The organism is Comamonas sp. MYb21 (assembly GCF_037479395.1).
Taxonomy (GTDB): Bacteria; Pseudomonadota; Gammaproteobacteria; order Burkholderiales; family Burkholderiaceae_C; genus Comamonas.
The window spans coordinates 1-24,017 of record NZ_JBBGZC010000018.1; the positions used below are offsets into that span (position 1 = coordinate 1).

The window sequence follows — 24,017 nt, forward strand, 5'->3', positions numbered from 1 at the left end:
GGGCTATCGCCCATCGAGTTTGAACAGCGCCATTCCCAACGGCTCAAGAGTGTCTAGCCAAGTCGGGGCGATTCAGATATAGCACTCAAGCTATACAAGCGCGTGTTGATCGCTTGGGCTTCCGACTCCGTCAGCACCAGGTCGTCGGTGAAGCCGCAAGCCCGCCGGAGCCTGCAAATGTCGTGAATGTCCAGAGGCTGGTCGCCATGGCCCGCGATGGCCCGGATGACATCGGCGTAAGCGCTATCCAGGCCGGAGGCATCCGAGCTGGTATCTATGGATGCAGCGGCTTTGGCTGCCGCACGGGCAGCTTGGGGCATGCTATTCATGATGACGCCTCCTGACTCCGGGACAGGTTGCGCAGTGGAGGAAGTGCGTGTACGACCATGTTCAGCGCGTTGTGCGCGTCGGGATGGAGTTGGATACGGGCGGATTCGCCCAGGCGAGAAGTGGGCGCAGAGATGCGCGCGAGGGAAGACTGAGCCATGGTGGACTCCAAGCAGTGTGATTTGCAAAAACCACCACCCGGACGCCAATCAGGGCGGCAGCTCGAGCAGGTTGGCGTACCGGACACCGCTTGCGCAAACCGGCGAGCCTCGCGGCTCCCTGCCCGAGCCGCCATAAAAGGGGCACGAACAAACAAGCCGCAGGTACTCTGCGGAGGAGACTGCGGCTTGCGTCGCAGCAATGTGACAGGACGCCAATCCCGGCTGTGCTTGACTGGCGCAGCGGCGTAACTGTAGCACGGCAGGAATGGGAGTGTTTAGGTGTGCCGCATTATTGGCCCCCTCTTCTGCCCGAGCCTCTCGGTCCTCCTCAATGAAGCGGTACCGGCCCGGCCGGATCGGTAAGCCGTCACGGTCTATGGCATTGATGCGCTCCAACTCACTGGCGATGTGTGGGGTCAGTGCTTGGGCGTTTAAGGAGATAAACTCAGCGCCCTCAGGCTGGCGTTAGAGGACTTTTTCGTGCTTGGTATTGCTTCGTCGCGCGTAGGCGTTTCAACAAGCCCTCATAACCGCATTCCCAACCAGATAACGGTTTGTGTCGATGCAGCGACCACCGGCGTCAACACTTTGGGCCAGAACTGGCCAGGCGCCAGATGCACGACAGACTGCTCCAGATGCTGCTCTTCATCCGCCACGATTTTTGCAATGGCCGCAACCGCTGCATCATCCTGACCTTCCAGCAAGTGGATTTGGTGCTTCAAGTGGCCCAGCACTACGCGCTCTACAGCAGCGGTCGTTGCGGAAATCGCCTGCAATCCCAAAAGTGCCGTTATCGAGCCCAGTGCAAATCCACCCAGTCCGCACAACCAGTAGCTGCGGCACCGGCTGAAACCTCTGCGCTGAAGCTCGTCCCAGAAGATGCTGCGATGCGATTCTTCATGCGCCTTGAATGCCTGGAGCGTTGTAACGATGGATGGCGCAGTCCATCGCGCGACCAGGATCTGAGCGGCATAGATGTTGACAGCGCCATGCTCCCCTGCATGGTTCACCTTAAGTACTCGCCCGGCAAAGTCTTTCGCCTTCATAGATGGGTGAATTACCTAAAGCCCTGTGTTGCGCAGATCATGGCGCCATCAGCCATGTCGTCAGCGGCGCTAACACCTCTAGACACTTTCAATAATTTCTTGGTACCACGACGAGGGACAGGCACTCACAAAAGTATGTCGAGCCTGTTCTGCTTCATTGTTTTTCCCAGCAAGCCTCAGATCATAGATATTTGAAATGGCAATCTGGCACTCTTTATTCCATTTGGTGTCAGCCTTCGCAATTTTTAGAACCAAAACATCCATGCCCTCTAGAGAGAATTTCTCATCAGGCAAGAGATCTGCGCAAAGTAATTTCAAAAGACCGATCTGCGTATCGTCAACGGTGGTACCTGGCGGTATTTCGCCTAGCTTATAGCGCGCGATGAGTTCAAATGCGCTTTTCAAATCATCGTCTCTCATATGCACCTCCAGACAATTGTCAGAACCCATCAGTCTAGCCCCCACCCAAGGCCACCACCGGCTCCAACCGCGCCGCCTGCCGCGCCGGCATCCAGCCAAACACCAAGCCGGTCACCACCGCGCAGCCAAAAGCCAGCAGCATCGCACTGACCGAAAGCACCACAGCGCCCCCCAAAAAGACCAGCACCGCGCCAATCAACACCCCAAGTAACACGCCCACGGTCCCGCCCACCATGGTTACCAGCACCGCCTCGGTCATGAACTGGCGCTGAATATCCCACTGGCGTGCGCCAGTTGCCATGCGGATGCCGATCTCGCGCGTGCGCTCTTTCACGGCCATCAGCATCACGTTCATCACGCCGATACCGCCGACCAGCAGCGAGACGGCGGCGATCAGGCTGAGCATGGTGGTCATCGAATCCTTGGCCTGGGCTGCAGCCTGCAGGCGGGCGGCAGCGTTGGCCACATAGAAGTCTTCGCGGCCGTGGCGCAGGCGCAGCAGGTTTTCGATCGCCGCTTGCGCGGGCAGCACGCTTTGGGAATCGCGGGCCTGGATAACGGTGTAGTGCGGGTCAAAACTTTTGCCGTTGGGGAAGATGCGCAAGATGCCCGAGCGGTAGGGAACGACGACCAGGTCGTCCTGGCTCTGGCCGCCATCGCCTGCGCCTTTTTCTGACATGACACCCACCACCTGAAAAGGCGTGGTGCCAATCAGCAGCAGCTCGCCCAGCGCTTTGCGGCCTTCAAAAAAGCGCTCATGCACCTTCTTGCCAATCACCACGACGGGGGCCAGCTCCGCATCCTCGGCGTCGGTAAAAAAGCGCCCTTGCGCCACGGGCCAGTTGTGGATGGCTGGCCAGGCGCTGGTGGCGGCGATGGTGTCGCCCTGCCAGGCCACATTGCCGTAGCGCACGGTGGCCGGGTCGCGCGCTACCGGCATGGCATGGGCCACCTCGGGCAGCTGTTCTACTGCCTCCAGGTCCGCCAAGGTCGTCACGCCAGTCGGCCCGCCTTGCGGCGGTTTGCGGTTGTTGATGTACATCACCGTCGCTCCCATCGCGCCCATGCGTGCCACCACCTCCTGGCGGGCGCCCATGCCGACGGCCAGCATCACGATAACCGAGGCCACGCCGATGACGATGCCCAGCAGGGTCAAGGCCGTGCGTGCGCGGTGGATGCGCATGGATCGCCAGGCCGAGCGCAGCGCTTCGCGCAGGTCGGCGAAGGGTTGGGTGCCATACTTCTGCATTGCCTCGTCCATATCTGGCGGTGGCAAGGCGGCCTGCGATGGCGCTTTGGCCGGGTTAGCGTTGCTGTCGCTGACGATGCAGCCGTCCCGGATCTCGATCACGCGGCGGGCCTGCGCCGCTACCTTGCGGTCATGGGTGATCAAGACGATGGTGTGGCCGGCATCGGCCAGCTCGTGCAGCAGGGCGATCACCTCGGCGCCGCTTTGGCTGTCGAGCGCGCCGGTGGGTTCATCGGCCAGGATGATGCGGCCGCCGTTCATCAAGGCCCGCGCAATCGATACCCGTTGCTGCTGTCCGCCCGACAATTGATTCGGCCGCAGATGCCGTTTGTCTGCCAGCCCCAGCCGGCTGAGCAAGGCCTGTGCACGCGATTCCCGCGCTGGCCTTGCGCTGCCCGCATAGACGGCGGGCATCTCCACATTTTCTTGGGCCGAGTCGGTCGCTATCAGGTGGTAGCCCTGGAACACAAAGCCAAAGGCCTCGCGCCGCAGCCAGGCCAGCGCGTCGGCATCCAGCGCCGCCACATCGCTGCCATTGAAGTGGTAGCTGCCTTCGCTCGCCCGGTCCAGGCAACCGAGCAGGTGCATCAGCGTGGATTTGCCCGAGCCCGATTGGCCGACGATGGCGACAAACTCTCCGGCCTGGATGGACAGATCAATGCCATGCAGCACCTCCACCTCGGGCCGGCCGCTGCTGCTGCCGCCATAGCGTTTGCGGATGCCGCGCAGTTCGATCAGCGGTGGGGGCAACGGTGCCTCCAGGTGCTGGTGCTGGTGCTGGTGCTGGTGCCGGGGCCCGCCTCAGCCGCTGGGATCGCAGTCTCTGGCAGTCGCTCAGTAGTCATAGCGCAAGGTCATCGCAAAGCTGCGCGGCGTGCCCACAAACACGCCGCCGTAGTTGTTGTTGGTAGGGATCGACTGGTAGTAGTGCTTGTCCAGCGCGTTGCGCACGTTCAGCTGCAGGCGCAGATGGTTGTTGAACTGGTAGGCCGCATGCAGGTTGAGCAGCGCATAGCCGCCTTGCTGGATGCGATAGCCGCTGCCGCTGTACGACATGGCGCTTTGCGCCTGCACATTGCCGCCCAGGCGCCACTTCCCGCCGGGCAGGCGGTAGTCGGTCGATACCTTGAAGATCCTGCGCGGCAAGGTGGTGTTGTAGGGCAGGCCGTTATTGGGGCCGGCCACGTATTTCGGATCGCTGTAGGTAAAGCCGGCGGCCAGGTTCCAGCCGGGGGTGGGCGAGCCCGACACCTCCAGATCAATGCCCCGGTTGCGCACCTTGGCGCCTTCGGTGTAGCAACGGGTGGCACCGGTCAGACCGCAGGTCGAGGCCATGTTCAGGGCGACTGGCAGGTTCAGCTGGTCGGTCTGGAACAGGGCCACGGCCGTCTGCAGGCGGCCATCGAAGAACTGGCTCTTCATCCCCACTTCGTAGTTTTTGCCCTTGACCGGCGCCAGCAGGCCGTTCGGGCTGTAGTACTGCTGGATCGAGTAGATGTCGGTGTAGCTGGCGTAGAGCGCATGCGCAGCGCTCAGGTCATAGACCGCGCCCGCATACGGAATCACCTGCCGGCCCGAGTCGAAGGACGCGTTGGTGTAGGGGCTGCGCGATGCATAGTCCGACCAGCTGAGGCGGCTGCCGATGATAAAGCTCAGCGCATCCGTCGCGCGCAGGAGGGTGGCCACGGCTGCGCCCTTCTCATTGCGCTCCAGTGCATAGGTGGTGGGCGTGCGGCTGAAACCCGGCACGCGGATCGACGAGAAATCAAAGCTGCTGATATCGATCGTCTGCGAGCCCTGGGCCGCAAAGATGTCGTAGTCAAAATTGTCCCGGCGGCGGCTCAGGCTCAGCATCAGCTGGTGCTCGCGGCCAAACAGTGTGTAGGGGCCGGTGGCATGCAGGTCAAAGGCGACTTGCTTGTCCTGGTACTCCGCATCCACCCAGGACAGGGTCTGGCCGGTGTCCGAGACGCGCGCCGGGTAGTTGGCGACAAAGCTGGCGTCAGAACGCACGGCATTGAAGGCGGCCGTCAGGCTCCAGCCATTGTCCAGGCGGTGCTTGATGTCGCCAAAGACGCTGTAGTTATCGCGGTTGAGGTGCGCGCCCGCGCCAGACAGCGAGGCCGAGCGGTCCAGATCGTAAAAGGTGCCATCTGCCCGCGTGTTGAAGCCGCCCCAGTCATAGCCCTGGTGGTTGTCGCGCTGGGCGCTGAAGCCCAGGCTGGCCGTGGTTGCGCTGCCCAGGTCGGCCTCTACGATGGCGTAGAGCATGCGGTTGTCGGCTTCGGCCCCCTGCTTGAAGCTGTTGGCCTGGTTGTCGAACACCACGGCACGGCCGCGCAAGCTGCCAGCGGCATTGAGCGGGCCGGACACATCGAGCTGCGCACGGTAATCCGCCCAGGAGCCCGCGCCCAGCTCGGCGCTCATCTGGAACTCGCGCGTAGGCCGCTTGCGCACCAGGTTGATGACGGCCGACGGATTGCCCGAGCCTTGCAGCAAGCCATTGGCGCCACGCACCACCTCGACCCGGTCATAGATCGCCATGTTGTTGAGCGACATGGCATCGGCTGAAAAACTCTCGGCCATGCTGGTGGACATGCCGTCGATCTGCAGGTCGGTGATCTGGAAGCCGCGCGAATAGAAGTAAGAGCGCTCGGTGCCCAGCTTGCTGTAGGTCACCCCGGGCAGCGCTTCGGTCACATCGTCGAGCGACTGCATATTGGCGTCGCGCATCTGCTGCTGCGTCACCACGCTGACCGACTGCGGCGTCTCGCGGATGGACAGGTCCATCTTGGTGGCCGTACGGACCTTGTGGGTGGTGTAGGCGCCCGTGCCCTCGGTCACGCCACTCGCGTCGGACTGGGCAGTGACCGTCACCGTCGACAAGGTAGCTGCATCCCGGGGATCGGCGGTCGGCGCTTTTTTGACGATCACCTCGGCGCCCTGCAGCTCCGCGACCAGGCCGCTGCCCAGTAGCACCCGGTCCAGCGCCTGCCGGGGCGTGAGGTTGCCTGCCACGGCAGGCGCCTGCTTGCCTGCGACCAGGTCAGGGTGCACCATCAGCTGCAAGCGGGCCTGGCGCGCCAGCTCGTTCAAGGCCGTGCCCAGCGGCTGCGCTGGCAAGGAGATGGCCAAGGTGGCCCCGGCCTGGGCATGGGCGGGCAAGGCGCTGAGCGCCAGCAACGGCAGGGCGAGCACGGTGGCCAGAGCGAGGGGCGCGAGTTGAAAGCGCGGTTGCGGCATGAATGCGATCTCCACAGTAGAAAGTTAGGTTCCTAGCTGTGCTGACGCATGAGGGGCCGAGGTGTTGAGGTCGGCAACAAAAAAATTCTGAAATTTTTGTACCCCCATCTCGCACGCTTGCCCATGCCCTGCATTTGCGCCGCCCTCCGCTGCTTCCACCATGGCCTCAACCACCACGTGCAGCGGTAATTTCCGTCTTGCCATCCTTGGGCACCAAGCGCACCGGCAGCACCCGGGGCAAGGCCCGGGCAAAGGCTGCCAGCTGCCGCAGCTCAAAACTGCCATGCACCTTGAGCGCGCCGACGGCCGGATCGCGGATGACCAGACCGGTATCGCCATAGCGTTCAAACTCGGCCACCGCCTGGGCCAGCGTGCTGCCGTTAAAGCTGACCCGGCCTTCGCGCCAGTTGTCCGCAGGTGCGGCCTCGTGCTGCACCGGCCCGGGCAGACCGCTGGCATCGGTGCTGACGGACTGGCCTGCGACCAGCTCCACTGCGGCGCCGGCACCCGCCAGCTCCTGCGCGCTCTGGCGGCTGGCCACGCGCACGCGGCCCTGCTCCACCGCCACGCTGACGCGCCCCTGCTCCACCGCCACGCTGACGCGCCCCTGCTCCCCCAGCCCGCTGCGCGTGTTGCGCACGGAAAAGCGTGTGCCCACGACCGTGACGCGCGTCGCGCCGGCCAGCACATCAAAAGGCTGGGCGCTGTTGGGCTGCACGGTAAAGAAGGCCTGCCCCTCCACCAGCCGCACCTCGCGGCGCTGGCGGTACAGGCTGACTTCCACCTGCGTAGCGGTGTCCAGCCACAGGGTGCTGCCATCGGGCAGCGCCAGCTGCCGCTGCTCGCCACGGGCCGTCGCCAGACTTTGTGTAAAGGTCGGCTGCTGCTGCCAGATATTCCAGCCATACCAGCCGCTGCCCACCATGCCCAGCGCGACAGCGGCCACGCCAGCCTGGGGCAGCAGCCAGCCCAGGTTGGCCAACCAGGCGCGGCGGCCGGGCGAGCTTGGCGCGCCTGATGGGCGGCGACTCTCGCCCGCAGCGGCACGGTCCGCCATCGGTGGCGGCGCCAAGGCTGCTGGGCCTTCAGCGCTGGGTGGCAAGCCCGCCTTCAGCGCATCCACGCCGGCTTCGGGTAGCTGGTCCATCCGGCCCCAGACACCTTCGGCCTGCTCCAAGGCCTTGGCATGCTCGGGGTCGCGCTCCAGCCATTCCTGCAATTCCGCCTCTTCTGCGGCAGTCAGCCCGTCCTGGCGGCGCACCATCCAGCCGATGGCCTCCACCTCCAGCGGATCCTGGCCGGCAATGAACTCGGCATAGTCGCGCGCATCCGCCGCCTCCTGGGGGGAAGCTGGCCGCGATCTGCTGGGCGCACTGTGGCGGTGGTGGAGGTCTGGCTGGCTCATGGGCGCGGATCCTTTGTACCGGCGCCATGGCCAGCGGGCGCTGCTGCGGCGGCACGGCCATGGAAACGGTCATCACAGGCCTTGCAGACCAGGACCGCACGGATCACATGCTGGGCCACCATATTGCGGGAGATGCCCATGCGCTCGGCCACTTGCTGGTGCGACAGGCCATCGAAGCGGTTCAACACAAAGGCCTCACGGCAGCGCGGTGGCAGGCTCTCAATCGCCAAGTAAACGGCCCTCGCATACTGGCTGAAGGCCAGCACTTCCTCGGGTTGCAGGTGCCTGGGTGCCAGCGGCTGCTGCGCTTCGTCCAGCGCTTCCAGGCTTTGGTGGCTGCGCACCTGCTCGCGCCGGTACTCGTCCGTCAGCAGATTGCGCGCCGTGCGGAACAGCAGCGCGCGCGGATCTGCCACCTGGGTGCCCGACTGCTGCACGCCAAAAAGGCGCACATAGGCCTCCTGCACCAGATCGGCCGCCGAGTCACGGTCCTTCAAGCTGCGAGCGCAGAAGTTCAGCAGTTCTTTGTAATAAGCATGCGCAGCCACAGCGAATCGAGCCCCATCCCTTGCATTGGTATTGCCCGTCAGGTGGCAAGCAAGATGTGGCGGCCGCTGGATCTGTAGCGCGTAGCGAGACGGTAAGCCGAGCATTATAAATGCAAATGAGAATTCATCTTATTTATCAGAGGCCAAAATAGGCATCCTTCACAGACCGCTGGCCACATCGCTGTGGCCAAGCGGCCCGGGCATCCGCTACCAGCGGTAAGCCGCAGACAGGATCACCGTGCGCGGCTCGCCGAGGAAACAGGTGTGGTACGAGCAGGAGGTGACATAGCGCTTGTCCGCCAGGTTCTTCATGTTCAGGGCCAGCTTCCAGGGCCCCGTGGTGTAGCTGACCATCGCATCGAACAGCACATAGCCCGGCAGTGACAAGCTGCTGCCCTGCTCGCGCGTGGCCCCGGTGTAACGGGCGCCAGCGCCAACGCGCAGCCCAGGCATGTCGAAAGCGCCAAAGCCGTAGTCGGCCCAGGCGGACAGCTGGTGGCGAGGTGTATAGGCGGATCGCTTGCCCTCTTCGTCCGGCGTCAACGGGCTGCTTTTGACGGTGCGCGCATCGGTATAGGAGTAGGCAGCGATCAGGTTGGCGTGGCGGCCCAGTCGGGTGCGTGCCTCCAGCTCAAAGCCGCGTGAGCGCACCTCGCCCATCTGCACGCTGAAGCTGTTGTCAAACGGGTCGGAGACCGTCACGTTCTTTTGGGTGAGCTGGTAGATGGCGGCGCTGACCAGGGTGTCCGAGCCGGGCGCATGGTAGCGCAGACCCACTTCATACTGCTCGCCTTCGGTCGGCTTGAAGCGCGCGCCCAGACGATCCGAGCCCGCCTGGGGCTGGAAGGACTGGCTAAAACCGGCAAAGGGCGCGAAGCCGTTGGGGGCCAGATAGACCACACCCAGGCGGCCGCTGAACTTGCTGGACTTCTCGCCATCGGCCGCCACCGTACCGGTCAGCGGGTTGTAGTCGTCATAGCGCACATGGTCCTGCCGTCCGCCGGCCAGCAGCACCCAGCGCTCGCCAAGCTTCATCTGGTCCTGCACATACAGACCCGTCTGCTTGATGTTGCGCTGGCCCCAGTTGCTGTCCGAGCGCTGCTGCGGGCCGATGGTGCCGCCGTAGACGGGATCGAACAGGTCCAGGTCGGACATGGTGTAGATGTAGTACTCGTCCCGCCAGGTGGTCTTGGAGTAATCCAGCCCCACCAGCGCCGTGTGCTGGACCGCCCCAGTCTGGAATGTGGACTGCAGCGAGGTATCCATCGTTACGCCCTTGGAGGTCTGGTAGCGCTCATGGCCCCGGCGCGTGAACGTCCGCTGGTCACCGGCAAAGCCAAAGTAGTTGCGCGCCCAGGTTTCGCGCCGGTGGATGCTGCCCTGGTAATAGCGCAGGCCGTGGCGCAGCTTGAGGGAATCGCTCAGATCGCGCTCCAGCAGATAGCCCGCGACCTTGCGGTTCACATCAAAGCTGTCAAAGCCGGGTTCGCCGATAAAGCGGCTGGTGGGTATCTCGCCATAGGGGCTGGCATAGACCGTGCCGTAGAGGGGGTAGCCGGCCGGATAGACCGTGCCGTCACGCTGGACCTCGGCGCGCAAGGTCAAGGTGGTGGCGGCATCGGGGCGCCAGCGCAAGGAGCCCGCGATATAGGCGCGGTCATCATTGGTGTGGTCCTGCGGCGCATCACTGTCGCGCAGCACCGTGGTCAGCCGGTAAGACCAGGTCTTGTCCTCGGTCAGCGCACCGCCAAAATCTGCCGAGACCTGCTTGCGCTGGAAGCTGCCGATATCGGTGGCAATCTCGCGCAGCGGCTCTGTCGTGGGCTGCTTGCTGATGGCATTGATCAGCCCGCCGGGCGGCAAGGAGCCGTACAAGGTGGAGGCAGCCCCCTTGAGCACCTCCACCCGCTCCAGCCCATAGGGCTCCATCTGGCCGTCGTAGATGCCGACCTGGTAGCGCATGCCGTCCAGATAAGGCTGGGTGCTGGTGAAACCCCGCACCACAAACTGGTCGGAGACGCGGTCCACCCAGGCGGCGCGGTTGATGCCGGCGGTGTAGGTCAGCGCTTCTGCCACATCCCGGGGCTTGAGCAGCTCCATCTGCTCTGCCGGAATCACCGAGATCGATTGCGGCATCTCGATCAGCGGCGTATCGGTCTTGGAGGCGGTGGCGCTGCGCTTGGCAACCAGGCCACCGACCGGGCCGGTTGCGGTTTCGCGCTCGGCCTGGGCGGTCACGGTCACCGTTGCCAGCGTGGTGGTCGTTGCCTGCGGCGCAGCGGGCGGCGCTGCCTTCAGCGTAAAGGCCCCTGGCTGCGATTGGACGACCACGATGCCGGTACCGGCCAACAAGCGGTCGAGTGCCTGCCGGGGCGTCAGCGCCGCCTGCAGTGCCGGTGCCGAGCGCCCTGCCACGGTGGCCTGGTCAAACAGCACCTGCTGCTTGGCCTGCTGCGAAAACACCCGCAAGGCGCCAGCCAGCGGCTGCGCCGGAATATCAAAGGCGATCGCCTCCTGGGCCTGCGCCGGCGCAGCCATGGCAGCGACAGCCACCGCGACCCACCAGGCCGCGGCTGCGGGCTGCCAGCGCCATGCGCTCCCCTGAACCTGTCCTGCCAATGCGCCACTGGCAATGGCGCCCCTCAAATGCTGCTTAGCTCGCATGTCCAAATCCTGCGTTATCCGTTTTTGTTGCCCACGGGGGCCGAATGCGCAGCGCGAGGGTCATCAGGACGAGACAAGCGAATCAGGTGGGCATGCAGCAGGCCCAGGCCTTGGCCAGCGATCCGAAACATCAGCGTGTGACAACCCGCACGCGCATCGCGCGGTAATGGCTGTTGGCTGATCTGCTCCGGGCAGGCACTGGCTGGCAACCTCGGGGCAAAATCCTGCCCCCTACCTAGATCAACCGTTGCCGCGGACAAAGTGAGAACGTCCGGAGATGAGAATCCCGGCTTATTTACATTTATTTACATTAACGGCGCGGGCTGATCCGCCATCCACCCTGCGCCGCCCGGTCCACCCGCACCGGCAACAGATCGGGCAGCGAGCGCAAGAACGCCGCCGGGGCAGTTGTGATGACCATGCCGGAGACGGCCAGCTTGCCCAGCTGCGCGCCATCGACCGAGACCGGCTCACCCAGGTAGCGGGCAAGCTCGGCGGCCACATCGGCCAGGGGGGTCTGCTCAAACACCAGCTGTCCATTGCGCCAGTCGCCCACCATGCTGGCGGGGGCTGCAACCGGTGCATGCTGGCCGGTGTCGGGGTCAATGCGGACGCCCTTGCCAGCAGTCAGCAGCAGCGCCCGCTGGTCACCACGGCGCCGGTCAGGGCGCACCTCGACCTTGCCTTCCAGCACCTTGACCGTGAGCTGCGGCGGCGCAGCGCGCACATTGAAGGCCGTGCCCACCACGCGTACCTGGCTGTGGCCGCTGTCCACGGTGAAGGGCCGGCTTGTATCCGCTGCCACCTTGAAAAAAGCCTCCCCGGCGCTGAGCTCGGTTTCGCGGCGCTGGGGGTAAAAGCGAATGCGCAGGCTGCTGCCAAAGTTGAGCGCAACATGGCTGCCATCGGGCAGATCCAGCTCGCGGGTTTCGCCCGGCCCCGTGGTCACGGTCATGTCATAGCTGGCATGGTTGTTCCACCAGTGCCAGCCGCCGCCGCTCATCAACAGTACCGCCAGCAATGCAGGAACCAGCGCACGGCGCCGGGCTTGCCATGCCGTGCTGGCCTGGCCGCTGGCTGCGGGCTCTAGCATGGCAGAAGGTGCTGGCGTCTCGTGGCCGTTCCTGCCTTGCACAGGCCGGTCAGATGCCAGCTGGGGCCGGGGAATCTGGCGCAGGTCCAGTGCCACGCGGCTCAGGTCTTCAAAGATGCTGCGGTTGACCGGATCGCTGAGCCAGGCGTTGAGCTCGCGCTCGTCCGAACCCGTCCAGTCGTGCTCACGCCGCCGCACAAAATAATCGGCAGCCCGTTGGTGGCGCTGCGCCAGTTCAGGGTTGAGGGGGGTCATGGCGAGGCCTCCGCTTGCAGGGCCTGGGCGAGCTTCATGTCTTCGGCGCTGCGGTACTGCACGCGCATCTGGCAATAGGCATAGGCCAGGGTCACATGGTTGTGGACCATGCGGCGTGTGATGCCCATGCGCGCCGCGACCTCGGTCTGCGTCAGCCCATCGATGGCATGCAACACAAAGGCCTCGCGGCGTCGCTCCGGCAGTTCGGCCAGTGCCTGCTCCATCAGGCCCAGGCGCTGGCTGTGCTCGGCGCAATGCAGAGGATCGCTGGCCTCATCAGCGGCCAGCCCTTCTGCCATCTCGCTGCAGTCCTCCAGCGACACTGCCTCAACGCGCTCGCGCCGCTGGGCCTGCTGCCAGGCAGTATGCGAGACATTGCGCGCTGCCGTATGCAGGTAGGCGGCCTCCTCGTCCTCGGGCAACTGCTTGTTGCTGGCGGCATAGCGCAGGAACACCTCTTGCACCCCATCCTCGGCATCTTCCCTGCGCGCGCTACTGCGTCGCAGCAGCCGCTGCAAGGGCGCACGCAGGCGCTGGTAGGTGCGCGCCAGCGCGCCGCTTGCCGGGGATCCATCGTCGGGCGCCACATCGCCATTGGGGACGCGCGCATTCATGGTGCCAAGCTGCGCCACCCATGGCCGCATGGTGGCTGGCACAGGATTCGATGAGAACGAGGGATCAAAGGAGATAGCACGGTTCGCTGCGATCAGCCTGCGCTCCGGATTGGCAAACCCTGCGCGGGTGTGCGCCAAGAGGGGTACCGTGCTACTTGCGGAGGTCAGGCCAGTGGTTATGACTGGCGCCGATTGTAGCCAGTACCACCGGCGTTTTGCTTGCAACGGATGGGGATAGTTGCAGCATCTAAAAGCCACCCCACCAAGGTCCCGGCTGAGCCTCAGCGTGGCCTGTGTTCCACCCCAGGCAGGCATGTCTCAGCGCCATCGGCTCTGCATCGTCAGCGGCAGCGTTACAGGACGAAAAAAATACCAGTTGCCTCGGCATTCGCCATTAGACCTAAGCCTGAATATACGGCACGCCCTTGCAAAGGCAGCGCCCAGTTGAAAATCACCAGAGAGCTGATATTTCACCGCCTATGGCAGGCGACCTATTTTCATAAACGCAGCCTTTTGAAAAAACAGCTAGCACAACTGCAAAAATGGTTCTTTGTTTTTATAAAAATATTATTGCTTAATAAGCAATTAACTATAAAACTCACAAAATACAACGCCAATGTTGAAAAACCGTTAACAAAAAGGAGCTTGAACAAAATCCACCGGTTAATGGCTATGATTTCTCAATGTAAGCAATGGTATCCAAGTCGCTGTGCGATGGCATGGTTGGCACGTCTGTCTCAGCACCGCGTGTCCTTGTGTATAAATTTGAGATTGGAGATGAGGCCATGCGTATTCCTGATTGGTTCGCAGGCGTGCAGCGATGCACATCTGAGCGGGTGTCAAAAGACGGGGCTGCAGGGGCCAAACAGGCCATCGCAGCGCTGTGCCTCATGGCAGCCGGGGCGTTACCTGCGGTGGCGCAGGCGGCAATGAACCCGGCTGAACGTGCAGCGCTGGTGGATCTGTATAACAACAACGGAGGCCCGACCTGGTCCTTTCAAGGTACCTGGCTGGCGGGTGACCCCTGTGACAACAGCTGGTATGGCATCTTGTGCACGGCAGATAGAACCTCAGTCAGGGGAATTTTTCTTCCCGGGCACAATTTGACGGGCAGCTTGCCATCCTTGGTGAGCTTTCCCAACCTTGAGCAAGTCTATGTGTCCGGCAATCAATTGACAGGCAGCATTCCTGCATTCGGGCCAAACAGCAAGCTGCGGGGATTTACAGCTGAAAACAACCAGTTGTCCGGCACCATTCCGCCGTTAACAGGGTTTCCCGACTTGGAGGTATTCAATGTTGACGGCAACCAGCTGACGGGCAGCATTCCGGTGCTGACGGGGCAAACGGCATGGAACACCTTCAACGTCGCCAACAACCAATTGACGGGTCCGCTGCCTGAACTAACGGGGCCTGGACTTGCCAGCTTGCGTATTTTCTCGGCTGAATACAACCAGCTGACAGGCGCGATCCCCTCTTTTGCCGATGCGGTTGAGCTGGTAAGTTTCCGTGTGGGCTACAACCGCTTGAGCGGAAGCATTCCTGTTGCACCATCGAACCCGTCATTTGCGACTTACTTCGAGCCAAACAGCGCGGTATGTCCGAATTTTCTCTCTCCGTCTACGGGCTCGGCGAATGACCTGGTCTGGGACAGTGCGACGAGGAGTACGCCCTGGTCGGCCGACTGCACAGCGGCCCCCAGCCCTGCACCAGTCAATGACAGCGCCAGCACTGCGCAGGGCCAGCCAGTCACGATCGACCTGCGAGCCAATGACAGCGCCGCCTCGCCAGCAACTGGCTTGACCGATCCCAGCATCGTGCAGCAGCCAGCCAATGGCACGGTCACCATCAATAGCTCTGGGCTTGCCGTCTACACCCCCCATGCTGGATTTACCGGCACGGATAGCTTCAGCTACGAGGTTTGCCAGGAAGAGCCGATCAGGACCTGTGCCACTGCCCAGGTGACGGTGGTCGTCAATGCGGTGGTATCACCCTCCGGGCCGCGCGCCGCCACACCCGTGCCTGCACTCGGTGGCCTGGGCGCCCTGTTGCTCACAGGCCTGGTGGCCGGCGCAGCGGGGCTTGTCCGCAGAAAGAAGCGGGGCGAGAGAGCCTCTGCAGCGGACTGATCGCAGTCGCTCATAGCCCCTGTTTGCGCAGCAGGGCCAAGCCGGATGCTGCCCAGCCTCACACCTCGCCATTCCGGCTGACATCCCATTCGCCGGGATGGCAGGCCTGGGCCCAGCGCTGGCAGCGATGCTGCAGTGCAGGAAAGAATTGTTCACCATTCAGTCCATAGAAAATTGTAAAGAAATGAACAATTCTCATATTTTCTGAAATAATTTTTTGCACTTCGATTTCTGACCTACCGCGCCTTCGCCATGTTCCTCAAACCCCTGTTGGCTGGATCCATCGCCCTTGCTGCAGCCAGCGTTTTTGCAGCACCAGCGCAACAGCCAGCCCTTGAGCGGGCGCAGAATTTGGAGCACTCCGGCCAGTTCGAGCTTGCACGCGAGATCTATAGCGAGAGTGCAGCCTCCAGCAATCCGGGCGACAAGCGTGCGGCGCTCTTGGGGCTTGCGCGGGTGGCCAGGGCGCAGAGCCAGCTTTCGCAGGCGCGCGGCATCTACGCACAAATCCTCGCCGAGGATCCCGCGGACCCGGAGGCGAAAAATGGAATGGCCTGGGTGCTGCTGGCGGACTATGACGTTGCCCAGGCCCGGCAAGGGTTTGGGCAAACGCTCGAGGCCCATCCGCACAATGCAGAAGCCCTCGCAGGGCTTGCGCAGTCCGACAACGTGTTCCGCTACCAGCTGGATGCCAAAGGCAGCTATCTCCGCAACGATGTCGGCAAGCTCTGGGGTGGCAGCCTGGGCTTTTCCACCGCCATCGATGCGAGACAGGTTCTGGATGTGGACCTGCGCCGCAACAGCGTCGATGTCGGGCCTCTGGACCGGCCGACAGACAGCCGCTTGCTACCCTCGACCTCGGTCGCCGTCGGCTACCGGTGGCAGGTGCCGTCGTACTACAGCATCCGGCTGAGCGCAGAGCACATTGAGCGCGATGACACTGCAACGCAGCGACGCCTGGGCGTGGAAGGCGAGTACCAGATCACCGAGGGGCTGCTCTTGTCCGGGGGACTGCGACAGAGCTTTGGTTCTGGTTGGCGGTCGCAATTGCGCCATCTGGGCTTGGGCATCGGCCTGGGCGCGGGCTGGCAAGCGGTGGTGCGCCTCTACTCGGAGCACAACATCGACCAGGACAGCCACCGCCGCGCCTTGGCGCTGGAGGCGGTACGGCAAGGACCCGGTCACATGCTCTGGGTGCTTGGAACCAGCCATGGGACCTCTCCCAATGCAACGGATGTGTATGGGCGAGCGGTACTCCCCATTGGTCAGCAAGGTGCCATTCTGGCAACGATTCGGCACCTTTCCCTCAACCGTGAAACGCAGGTGGAGCTAGGGTGGCGCAAATACTGGAATTAGGCGAGGCGCAGTTCACCCCGCCGGCAGCGGCCCAGTTCCGCATCTTGCTGATCGATTGTGATGAACTGCATGCCCGCCAGGTATCGGCATGGCTTGCGGACCGCGCAGACATGCAGCTGACTTGCTGCGCGCCGGGCGCAGACTTGCAGCGTGTGCTGTACGCAGACCCCTGGGACTTGATCATTGCCAACCTCGATGAGGTTGCGCTGGCAGCGCTGCCGACCGCTTTGCCGCGCTTGGGTGGCTGGGGCGTGCCTGTTCTTGGCATCGTGCGCCAACTTGGGGTCATGAACATCCGCGCAGCGCTGAGCCAGCAAGTCGACAATGTCTTGCTCAGAACTTACTCCTGCAGTGAACTACTCGATCAGATCTACACCCTCGTCCATGAAAAGCGCGAGCAGCGTGCGCGCCAGCGCCAGGTCACGCTTGCCGTGGGTGCCCATCCGGACGATGTGGAGATCGGCTGCGGCGGCACGTTGCTGAAAAAACGTGCCATGGGCCATGAGGTTGTCGTGCTGATACTGAGCCGTGGCGCCAAAGGGGGGGATGTCAATCTGCGCCTGGAGGAGGCGCAGCAGGCATCGATGCTGCTCAATGCAACGCTGAAGGTGGGGGATCTGCCAGACTCGCAGGTTCCAGAAGGGGCCCAGACGATTGAGCTGATCGAGCGCGTCGTGCGTGAAATCGCACCCACCCATATCTACACCCACTCCTCGCATGACTCGCACCAGGACCACCGCAATGCGCACCTGGCCACCTTGGTAGCGGCCAGGCACACACCGAACCTTTATTGCTACCAATCGCCCTCATCGACGACGGACTTCCGCCCCAACCTGTTCGTGGACATCACGAATCACATGGACAAGAAGGTGCAGATGATCCAGAAGTACCACAGCCAGGTGGCAAAGCACGCTGGGCTCGATTCTGCGTACATTTCTGCAACGGCCCGCTATTGGGGGCGCCATGCTGGCTATGGACTGGTGGAGCCCCTGGAGATCATTCGGCAGCTCGATCGTTAAGAACGCTGCCAAGATCGACGATCTCGGCATTCCTTAACGGATGGGTCGTTTCATTCTGGCGAAAGCGGCGCATGGCATCGGCACTGGCGGCGAAGCCATGGGTCAGCGCCAATTGGTAGGCACGCAAAAACTGCCCATGGCCGACCACCACGACAAAGCCGGAGCCCCGCACCATCAAGCGTTGGTGGAATGCGCTGACACGCGCCATGAAATCAGCAAAGGACTCGGCATCCGCTCCGTCGGCGTAGTCGGGGCTGCAGCGGTCCCAGTAGGCGCCGACCCAGGGGCGGCGGGTCTCGACCGTGGAGCCTGCGCAACGCGATGGGCTCAGGTAGCAAAACTCCTCAATGGGCCAGACCTCCGCTGGCGTGCGCGGCCAGTGGCCGAGCAAGGGGGCAGCCGTCTGTCTTGCGCGCAGCAGCGGCGACGTGATCACCAGATCGGGGGCGCTGCTAAAGCGCTCGACCAGGGCTTGGGCCTGGGCATGGCCCAGCGCAGTCAGCGGTGCGTCCGGATGCGCCACCGCCCCTGCATTGACCGTGCTTTGACCATGGCGCACGATCCACAGCTTCAGGCCTTGTTCAGTGTTTCCCATTCCTTGATTTCCACCAGTTGCTCCACCAGATAACGCACCGCCATGACTTCCTTGAACGGCTGCAGCCCATCGGGCATGGGCTGCCCTTGCATCTCCGCGACCAGCAAGGCGGGCATGTCCACGCCCGCGGCCTGGGTCAGTGGCAGCGTGCCAGGAAAGCGCGGGTTGATCTCCAAAAGCTTGGGCACGCCGTCTGCATCCTCCCGAAACTGCACATTCACCGCAAACCGCACCCCCATGGCCTGGGCCACATCGATCGCGGCTTGGGACAATGCCGGCAAATGCTGCGTGCGTGCCGCCATGGCGATGCCGGAGTCAATTTTCATGCGGAGCCTGGGCACTGCAGCGATGGCCACGCCATCGGCGCGCAGGTACACGTCCACCGAGTACTCATTGCCGGGTAGCCATTCCTGCAGCAGATACGAGCCATCGCGAGGGATGGCGGCCAGATCCTGCGGACCTCTGACGATCTGCGCCCCCCGCCCGCCGGCCCCTCGGCGCGGCTTGATAAACATCGGAGCAGTGGCCGATTGCAAAAGGCCCGAGGTGCCCACAAAAGGCTCAAATTGCGGCACGGCCACAACAGCTTGCGCGGCTTGCAGAAGCGCCAGCTTATCGGCGCACAGCGCCAGCGCCTTGAGCGGCGACAAGGGCACCTGGATCCCCTGGGCCTGGAACTCCTGGATTTTCATGGCCAGTGGAACCAATTCCGCGTCGACCGTGGCAATCACCAGTTCAATGTGGTGCTGCAGGCACAGCGCCAAAAGACGCTGCGAGAAAAAAGGATCATCGCCGCGAGGCACAATCAGACGTTGCGCAGCGGGTACCAGATAGAGCCCCGTTGCGCACGGATCCATATCCGCCATGAACAGTTGATGATCGCTGTGGAGGCTCTTCCAAACGCTGATGGCCGAAGGTCCACCAGCACCGGTGATCAAGATTTTCATGAGCGAATGGAGCTTGCAAAAAGTACTATCTTATTCTGGTTCAGAGCTGAAGTGCCAACGACATGGAACTGATGAGACCTGGTGTTGAATGGTTGTTGATAGCGTGGGTGTTTGCCGGCACCGTTCCCTTGCTCGTCTCCTTCATTCAGTTTGTGCTGGTAGGCCTGCATGGGCTTGGCAAGCCCTATGCACGCTGCCAAGACACCACCCCCAATGTCGCATTCATCGTGCCTGCATGGAATGAAGGCGCCAGCATTCGCGCCACCATCGAATGCCTGATGCGGCTGGACTATCCGGTGCAGTGCATACGGGTAATGGTGGTCGATGACGCCAGCACCGACGACACCCCTGAGATCTTGCAACAGGCCCAGCGCGAGTTTGCGGGCCGGGTGTTTCATCTGCGGCGGGAAAATGGCGGGCAAGGCAAAGCCCATACCTTGAATTTCGGGCTGGAGACGGTGCTGCAGGAGCCCTGGGCAGAAGCCATCGTCATCATGGATGCCGATGTGCTGTTCCCGCCATTGACGCTGCGGCGCATGGCCCGGCATCTGGCCGATCCCGAAGTAGGTGCTGTGACGGCCTACATCAAGGAAGGCAGCCGGCCGGGCAATCTTCTGACGCGGTTCATCGCGTTTGAATACATTGCCGCACAGGCGGCTGCCAGGCGCTCGCAGAATGTGACCGGCGCGCTGCTGTGCATGGCCGGGGGCGCTCAGCTGCACACGCGGCAGAACCTCCTGGACATGGGTGGCCGCATCGATACCTCCTCGCTCGCCGAGGACACGGACACCACCCTCAGAACGCAGTTGAACGGGCGCAAGGCCGTGTTCGATGGCAACGCCGTCGTCTGGGCCGAAGAGCCGGGAAGCCTGGAGTCCCTGTGGAAGCAACGCTTGCGCTGGGCCCGGGGCAACCTTCAACTGACCCGAACCTACCGCAAGCTGTGGTTTCGCCCTTCCGTGCATCCGCGCCTGGGTGGGCCATGGTTTGGCATAGTCTGGATGTCAACGGTGGCCGTGCCTTTGCTGGCGATCCTGTCGTCGCTGGGTTTGTGGGCTCTGCATTTTGTCAATCCAGGCCTGGCGGGCAGCACGCTCAGGCACTTCTGGATGGTCAGCGCGTTGATCTACTTCTTTATTACCCTTTTCGCCATGCTGATCGACCCGCCTACGGGGCGACGGACTTGGCTGCAGGGTTTGACCTATCCGGGACTCATCAGCCTGTTTTTCATGTGGGCGTCCATCGTTGAGTTCAGCCGCCACAGCACCGGGCCCTATACGGCAAGCCTGATGTTTCTTGCCTATAGCTGGAGCAGCCTCAGCATGGTGGCGATATGGGCGCTCTATGTCGCAGAAAAGCGTGGATTGCTGCCCCATTGGCTGCGCAACCTGCTGGTCATGACCATCGGATACGGCGCACTCAACGGTGCCGTCGCCTTCGCTGCCATCCTGGCAGAAGCCAAGGGAGCGGATCGCCGTTGGGACAAGACCATCAAAACTGGAAAAGGCCGGATTCTCGAATGACCGATCCATCGTCTCGCTTCTCCAAGCTGCAAACCGAGGACACGCGCCAGGAGCGCCGGCTGGTATGGGCCGAGCTACTGGTCATCGTGGTGACGCTGTGCGCTGCGCTCGCGCTGGTACTGGCTATCCGCCAGTGACTCCTTGCTCTGCCTGTGCCAATGCCATCCTGGCCCCTAGAGGCGCTGGTGTGCGCTGTGATGGCTGCCTTCGCCTGCGCCAGGCGCAGCGCTCAGGCCCTTGGTGCATCGGCACAGGTCGGGCGCTTTCTTGCTGGTGGATCGCGCCCATCGGCGCTGCCACCAGGCAAGCTGCCGCGCCACTCCAGCAGCCGCAGGCGAGCTTTTTGCTAGGCCTTGCCAGGCGGATACATCGCCACCCGCCACCCAAGCCCAGGCGTTTTGTATAGTTTTGTACACTGCCTCTCGCAGCGCTACATTCGGTCAGAAAACCCCTTTGCCAAAGCGCCGCTGGCTTGAACAATCGCTCCGTCAGTTTGACAAAACAGCACCTCCACAAGGATTTGACCATGAGCGCAGCACAAGACAAGGTTCTCTACACCGGCCGCACAACCACCACCGGCGGCCGCTCCGGCGCATCGCGCAGCGATGACGGGCATCTGGATATTCGCCTGACCCAATTCGGCACGGCGGGCACAGGCACCAACCCCGAGCAGCTGTTTGCGGCGGGCTGGTCGGCCTGCTTTATGGGGGCGATGGCACGGGCGGCGCAGCCGCTGGGCGTCAAGCTGCCAGCAGACCTGGCGGTCGATGCCGAGGTGGACCTGGTGCAAAACGCCGAGGGCTTTGCGCTGGCCGCGCGGCTCAACGTCAAGGTACCCGGCGTGGCGCATGACCAGGCGCTGGCCGTGGTGCAGGCGGCGCACCAGATCTGCCCATATTCCAAGGCGACACGCGGCAATATCCAGGTCGATCTTTCCGTGGCCTGATCGCCCCTTGGCTCCCCACCCGGCTTGACCTCCATGCGCAGATTTTTTCAACGGCTTGTCCCTTCCACCCTGCTGGCGCGCGTCGCCTTGCTGGTGGTGCTGGGCATGGGTGTCGCCCAGCTGCTCACCTATATGGCCATTCGCCATGAGCGTGAGCAGGCGCTGATGCGGCTGATGGTCAGCGGGGTCGAGCGCGATATCGCCAGCTCGGTGGCGCTGATCGACCGGCTGCCGGCGGGCGAGCGCCAGGACTGGTTCCCCAAGCTGGAGCGGCCCAACTACAGCTTTTCTCTGGAGGGCACGGTTGGCAGCGCCGCCCCCACTGACCCGGCGCTGGCCCGCTTTGCGCAGGTGGTGGCCGATGCCTTGCAGCCTTTTCCGGTACTGGCGATGGGCCAGCTCGGCGACCGGCCCGATGCTGTGCGCATGCAGCTGCGGCTGAGCGATGGCTCGCCGCTCTACATCGTCGCGCGCCGTGTGCCAATGCCCGTGTCGGGCTGGGTCACCTGGCTGCTCGCGGGCCAGCTGCTGGTGCTGGCGGGCCTGGCTTGGCTGGCAGTGCGCCTGGTCACCCGCCCTTTGGAGAGGCTCGCAACGGCGGCCGACCAGCTGGGGCCCGACCTGCAGCCCGTCGTCGTCGCCGAAGCGGGCCCGGCCGAGGTGGTGCGCGCTGCGCGTGCCTTCAACGCCATGCAGCAGCGCATTGCCGGCTACCTGAACGAGCGCATGCAGATCCTCGCGGCCATCTCGCACGATCTGCAGACCCCCATCACGCGCATGCGCCTGCGGGTGGACCTGATGGACGATATGCCCGATGCCGACAAGTTTCGCCAGGACCTGGAGGCCATGCGCAGCCTGGTGCACGAAGGCGTCAACTACGCCAAGACCCTGCAAGGCTCCGACGAGAAAGTGCGGCGCCTGGACATGGATGCGCTGCTGCGCAGCATCGTCAATGACTATGCCGACACTGGCAGCCCGGTCACGCTCGATGGCGCTGCGGGCCAGCCCATCCACACCCGCCCCCATGCGCTGCGACGCATTCTGGGCAACCTGATCGACAACGCCTTGAAATACGGCCAGCGCGCCGATGTGCATTTGCGCCTGCAAGCGGGCCATTGCTACATCGATGTCTGCGATACCGGGCCCGGCATCCCCGAGGAGCAGCTCACAGCCGTGCTGCAGCCCTTCTACCGGGTCGAGGCCTCCCGCAACCGCGACACCGGCGGCTCCGGCCTGGGCCTGGCCATTGCCCACCAGCTGGCCCTGTCGCTGGGCGGCACCTTGAGCCTGCACAACCGCCCCGAAGGCGGCCTGCGCGCCAGCCTGCAGCTGCCGGCTACCCGCTGATACCACCGATATCCACTGACATCCACTGACACCATCGCCACCTTCTGCCATGACAAGCACCTCCCCTGCCAGCGACCACATTCTCTTGGTGGATGACGACCGGGATATCCGCGACCTGGTCAGCGCCTACCTGCAAAAAAATGGCCTGCGCGTGACCACCGCGCCCACAGGCCGGCATATGCGGCAGCTGCTGGAGACGGCAGGGCCGTTTGACCTCATCATCCTGGATCTGATGCTGCCCGGCGAAGACGGGCTCACCCTGTGCCGCGACCTGCGTGCCGGCAAGTTCAAGACCACGCCGATCATCATGCTGACGGCACGCGGCGATGAGACTGACCGGGTGCTGGGCCTGGAGATGGGCGCCGATGACTATATGCCCAAGCCCTTTGCCGCGCGCGAGCTGCTCGCGCGCATCAAATCGGTACTGCGGCGCACCCGCATGCTGCCGCCCAATATGCGCAGCAGCGAAGAGGCGCGCTTTCTGGCCTTTGGCGACTGGCGGCTCGATACGGTGGAGCGCGTGCTGCTGGACCAGGAAGGCGTGATGGTGTCGCTGAGCGGCGCCGAATACCGGCTGCTGCGTGTGCTGGTGGACCACCCGCAAAAGGTGCTCAGCCGCGACCAGATCCTGTCCATCACCCAGGGGCGCGAGGCCGAGCTGTTTGAGCGCTCCATCGATCTGATGATCAGCCGCCTGCGCAAATGCCTGAACGACGATGCCCGCGAGCCGCGCTATATCAAGACCGTCCGCAGCGAGGGCTATGTGTTTGCCGCTCAGGTGGAGGCCCAGGATGTTTAGGGTTCGCAAATGGCTGTACACATGCATGTTCTTGCTGGGCTGTGCGGCTGCTGAAATCGCCTCGCCCGCAGGCCGGCCCTGCCCCTTGGCCAGCAGCAGCACCCCGCTGCGCAAGCGTGGGCCCCGCGCTTAAAAAGCCCGAGCAACCCCACCACCCCCAACACCGCCACCTTTGAGGTGGCGGTGGCGTTTCCGGGCTCCGCCATCACAGCTTTGTATGGCTGTGTATCTGCCCGCGCCGCGTGCTACACGGCCATGCATTTGGGGGCTGCGCATGACACATGCCACATACATGGCGGCGGTCTACTAGCTGACAGCCAAGACACACAAGTTT

Annotated in this window: 21 protein-coding genes; 8 read left to right on the forward strand and 13 right to left on the reverse strand. The window is 63.3% G+C overall.

Annotated elements, in window-relative coordinates:
- Positions 1-53: 53 nt before the first annotated feature.
- From WH367_RS22265 to WH367_RS22310, 10 genes are all read right to left on the reverse strand, one after another.
- Positions 54-329, reverse strand: a complete 276-nt coding sequence (locus WH367_RS22265; RefSeq protein WP_339537710.1) for a hypothetical protein — start codon at positions 327-329, stop codon at positions 54-56.
- A gap of 683 nt (positions 330-1,012) precedes the next feature.
- Positions 1,013-1,534 (reverse strand): demethoxyubiquinone hydroxylase family protein, encoded by a 522-nt coding sequence (locus WH367_RS22270; protein ID WP_339537711.1) that lies wholly within the window; start codon positions 1,532-1,534, stop codon positions 1,013-1,015.
- A 78-nt stretch (positions 1,535-1,612) separates the two neighbouring features.
- On the reverse strand, positions 1,613-1,954 hold the full coding sequence (locus WH367_RS22275) for a hypothetical protein (protein ID WP_339537712.1): 342 nt from the start codon (positions 1,952-1,954) through the stop codon (positions 1,613-1,615).
- A gap of 34 nt (positions 1,955-1,988) precedes the next feature.
- Entirely contained in the window at positions 1,989-3,953 is a 1,965-nt protein-coding gene (locus WH367_RS22280) for an ABC transporter permease (RefSeq protein WP_339537713.1), read from the reverse strand.
- An 84-nt stretch (positions 3,954-4,037) separates the two neighbouring features.
- The gene (locus tag WH367_RS22285; RefSeq protein WP_339537714.1) at positions 4,038-6,446 is read right to left on the reverse strand and encodes a TonB-dependent siderophore receptor; all 2,409 of its coding nucleotides are present in this window, start codon (positions 6,444-6,446) and stop codon (positions 4,038-4,040) included.
- Between the two features lie 166 nt (positions 6,447-6,612).
- Positions 6,613-7,851 (reverse strand): FecR family protein, encoded by a 1,239-nt coding sequence (locus WH367_RS22290; protein ID WP_339537715.1) that lies wholly within the window; start codon positions 7,849-7,851, stop codon positions 6,613-6,615.
- The gene (locus WH367_RS22295; RefSeq protein ID WP_339537716.1) at positions 7,848-8,399 is read right to left on the reverse strand and encodes a sigma-70 family RNA polymerase sigma factor; all 552 of its coding nucleotides are present in this window, start codon (positions 8,397-8,399) and stop codon (positions 7,848-7,850) included. Before WH367_RS22295 ends, WH367_RS22290 begins: the two co-directional genes overlap by 4 nt.
- Positions 8,400-8,606: 207 nt before the next feature.
- The gene (locus tag WH367_RS22300; RefSeq protein WP_339537717.1) at positions 8,607-10,952 is read right to left on the reverse strand and encodes a TonB-dependent siderophore receptor; all 2,346 of its coding nucleotides are present in this window, start codon (positions 10,950-10,952) and stop codon (positions 8,607-8,609) included.
- 421 nt (positions 10,953-11,373) lie between these two features.
- Entirely contained in the window at positions 11,374-12,411 is a 1,038-nt protein-coding gene (locus WH367_RS22305) for a FecR family protein (RefSeq protein WP_339537718.1), read from the reverse strand.
- Positions 12,408-13,025 carry an RNA polymerase sigma factor gene (locus WH367_RS22310; RefSeq protein WP_339537719.1) on the reverse strand — a complete coding sequence of 206 codons (618 nt, stop codon included), beginning with the start codon at positions 13,023-13,025 and terminating at the stop codon, positions 12,408-12,410. Before WH367_RS22310 ends, WH367_RS22305 begins: the two co-directional genes overlap by 4 nt.
- Positions 13,026-13,810: 785 nt before the next feature.
- Here WH367_RS22310 and WH367_RS22315 point away from each other — a divergent pair.
- A complete protein-coding gene (locus WH367_RS22315; RefSeq protein WP_339537720.1) occupies positions 13,811-15,151 on the forward strand; it encodes an Ig-like domain-containing protein in 1,341 nt (446 codons plus the stop codon).
- A 58-nt stretch (positions 15,152-15,209) separates the two neighbouring features.
- Here WH367_RS22315 and WH367_RS22320 read toward each other — a convergent pair whose 3' ends face one another.
- Complete coding sequence (locus WH367_RS22320; RefSeq protein WP_339537721.1) at positions 15,210-15,374, reverse strand: hypothetical protein; 165 nt, start codon at positions 15,372-15,374, stop codon at positions 15,210-15,212.
- A 29-nt stretch (positions 15,375-15,403) separates the two neighbouring features.
- Between WH367_RS22320 and WH367_RS22325 the strand changes: the two genes are divergently transcribed.
- Together WH367_RS22325 and WH367_RS22330 are read left to right on the forward strand one after the other, a co-directional pair.
- On the forward strand, positions 15,404-16,507 hold the full coding sequence (locus WH367_RS22325; RefSeq protein ID WP_339537722.1) for a tetratricopeptide repeat protein: 1,104 nt from the start codon (positions 15,404-15,406) through the stop codon (positions 16,505-16,507).
- The gene (locus WH367_RS22330; RefSeq protein WP_339537723.1) at positions 16,486-17,526 is read left to right on the forward strand and encodes a PIG-L deacetylase family protein; all 1,041 of its coding nucleotides are present in this window, start codon (positions 16,486-16,488) and stop codon (positions 17,524-17,526) included. The genes WH367_RS22325 and WH367_RS22330 overlap by 22 nt, the downstream gene beginning before the upstream one ends.
- Here the strand turns inward: WH367_RS22330 and WH367_RS22335 are convergent.
- Together WH367_RS22335 and WH367_RS22340 are read right to left on the reverse strand one after the other, a co-directional pair.
- A complete protein-coding gene (locus WH367_RS22335; protein WP_339537724.1) occupies positions 17,504-18,121 on the reverse strand; it encodes a histidine phosphatase family protein in 618 nt (205 codons plus the stop codon). The two genes, WH367_RS22330 and WH367_RS22335, sit on opposite strands and share 23 nt — an antisense overlap.
- Positions 18,097-19,059, reverse strand: coding sequence for an ATP-grasp domain-containing protein (locus tag WH367_RS22340; RefSeq protein ID WP_339537725.1), 963 nt, complete (start codon positions 19,057-19,059; stop codon positions 18,097-18,099). Before WH367_RS22340 ends, WH367_RS22335 begins: the two co-directional genes overlap by 25 nt.
- Before the next feature lie 71 nt (positions 19,060-19,130).
- On the opposite strand from WH367_RS22340, the gene WH367_RS22345 reads away from it, so the two are divergent.
- From WH367_RS22345 to WH367_RS22365, 5 genes are all read left to right on the forward strand, one after another.
- Positions 19,131-20,591, forward strand: a complete 1,461-nt coding sequence (locus tag WH367_RS22345; protein WP_339537726.1) for a glycosyltransferase — start codon at positions 19,131-19,133, stop codon at positions 20,589-20,591.
- Complete coding sequence (locus tag WH367_RS22350) at positions 20,588-20,728, forward strand: hypothetical protein (RefSeq protein ID WP_339537727.1); 141 nt, start codon at positions 20,588-20,590, stop codon at positions 20,726-20,728. The genes WH367_RS22345 and WH367_RS22350 overlap by 4 nt, the downstream gene beginning before the upstream one ends.
- Positions 20,729-21,117: 389 nt before the next feature.
- The gene (locus WH367_RS22355; RefSeq protein WP_312409300.1) at positions 21,118-21,537 is read left to right on the forward strand and encodes an Ohr family peroxiredoxin; all 420 of its coding nucleotides are present in this window, start codon (positions 21,118-21,120) and stop codon (positions 21,535-21,537) included.
- Positions 21,538-21,570: 33 nt separating this feature from the next.
- Positions 21,571-22,884, forward strand: a complete 1,314-nt coding sequence (locus WH367_RS22360) for an ATP-binding protein (protein ID WP_339537728.1) — start codon at positions 21,571-21,573, stop codon at positions 22,882-22,884.
- A gap of 49 nt (positions 22,885-22,933) precedes the next feature.
- Positions 22,934-23,683 carry a response regulator gene (locus WH367_RS22365; protein ID WP_339537729.1) on the forward strand — a complete coding sequence of 250 codons (750 nt, stop codon included), beginning with the start codon at positions 22,934-22,936 and terminating at the stop codon, positions 23,681-23,683.
- Positions 23,684-24,017: the final 334 nt, after the last annotated feature.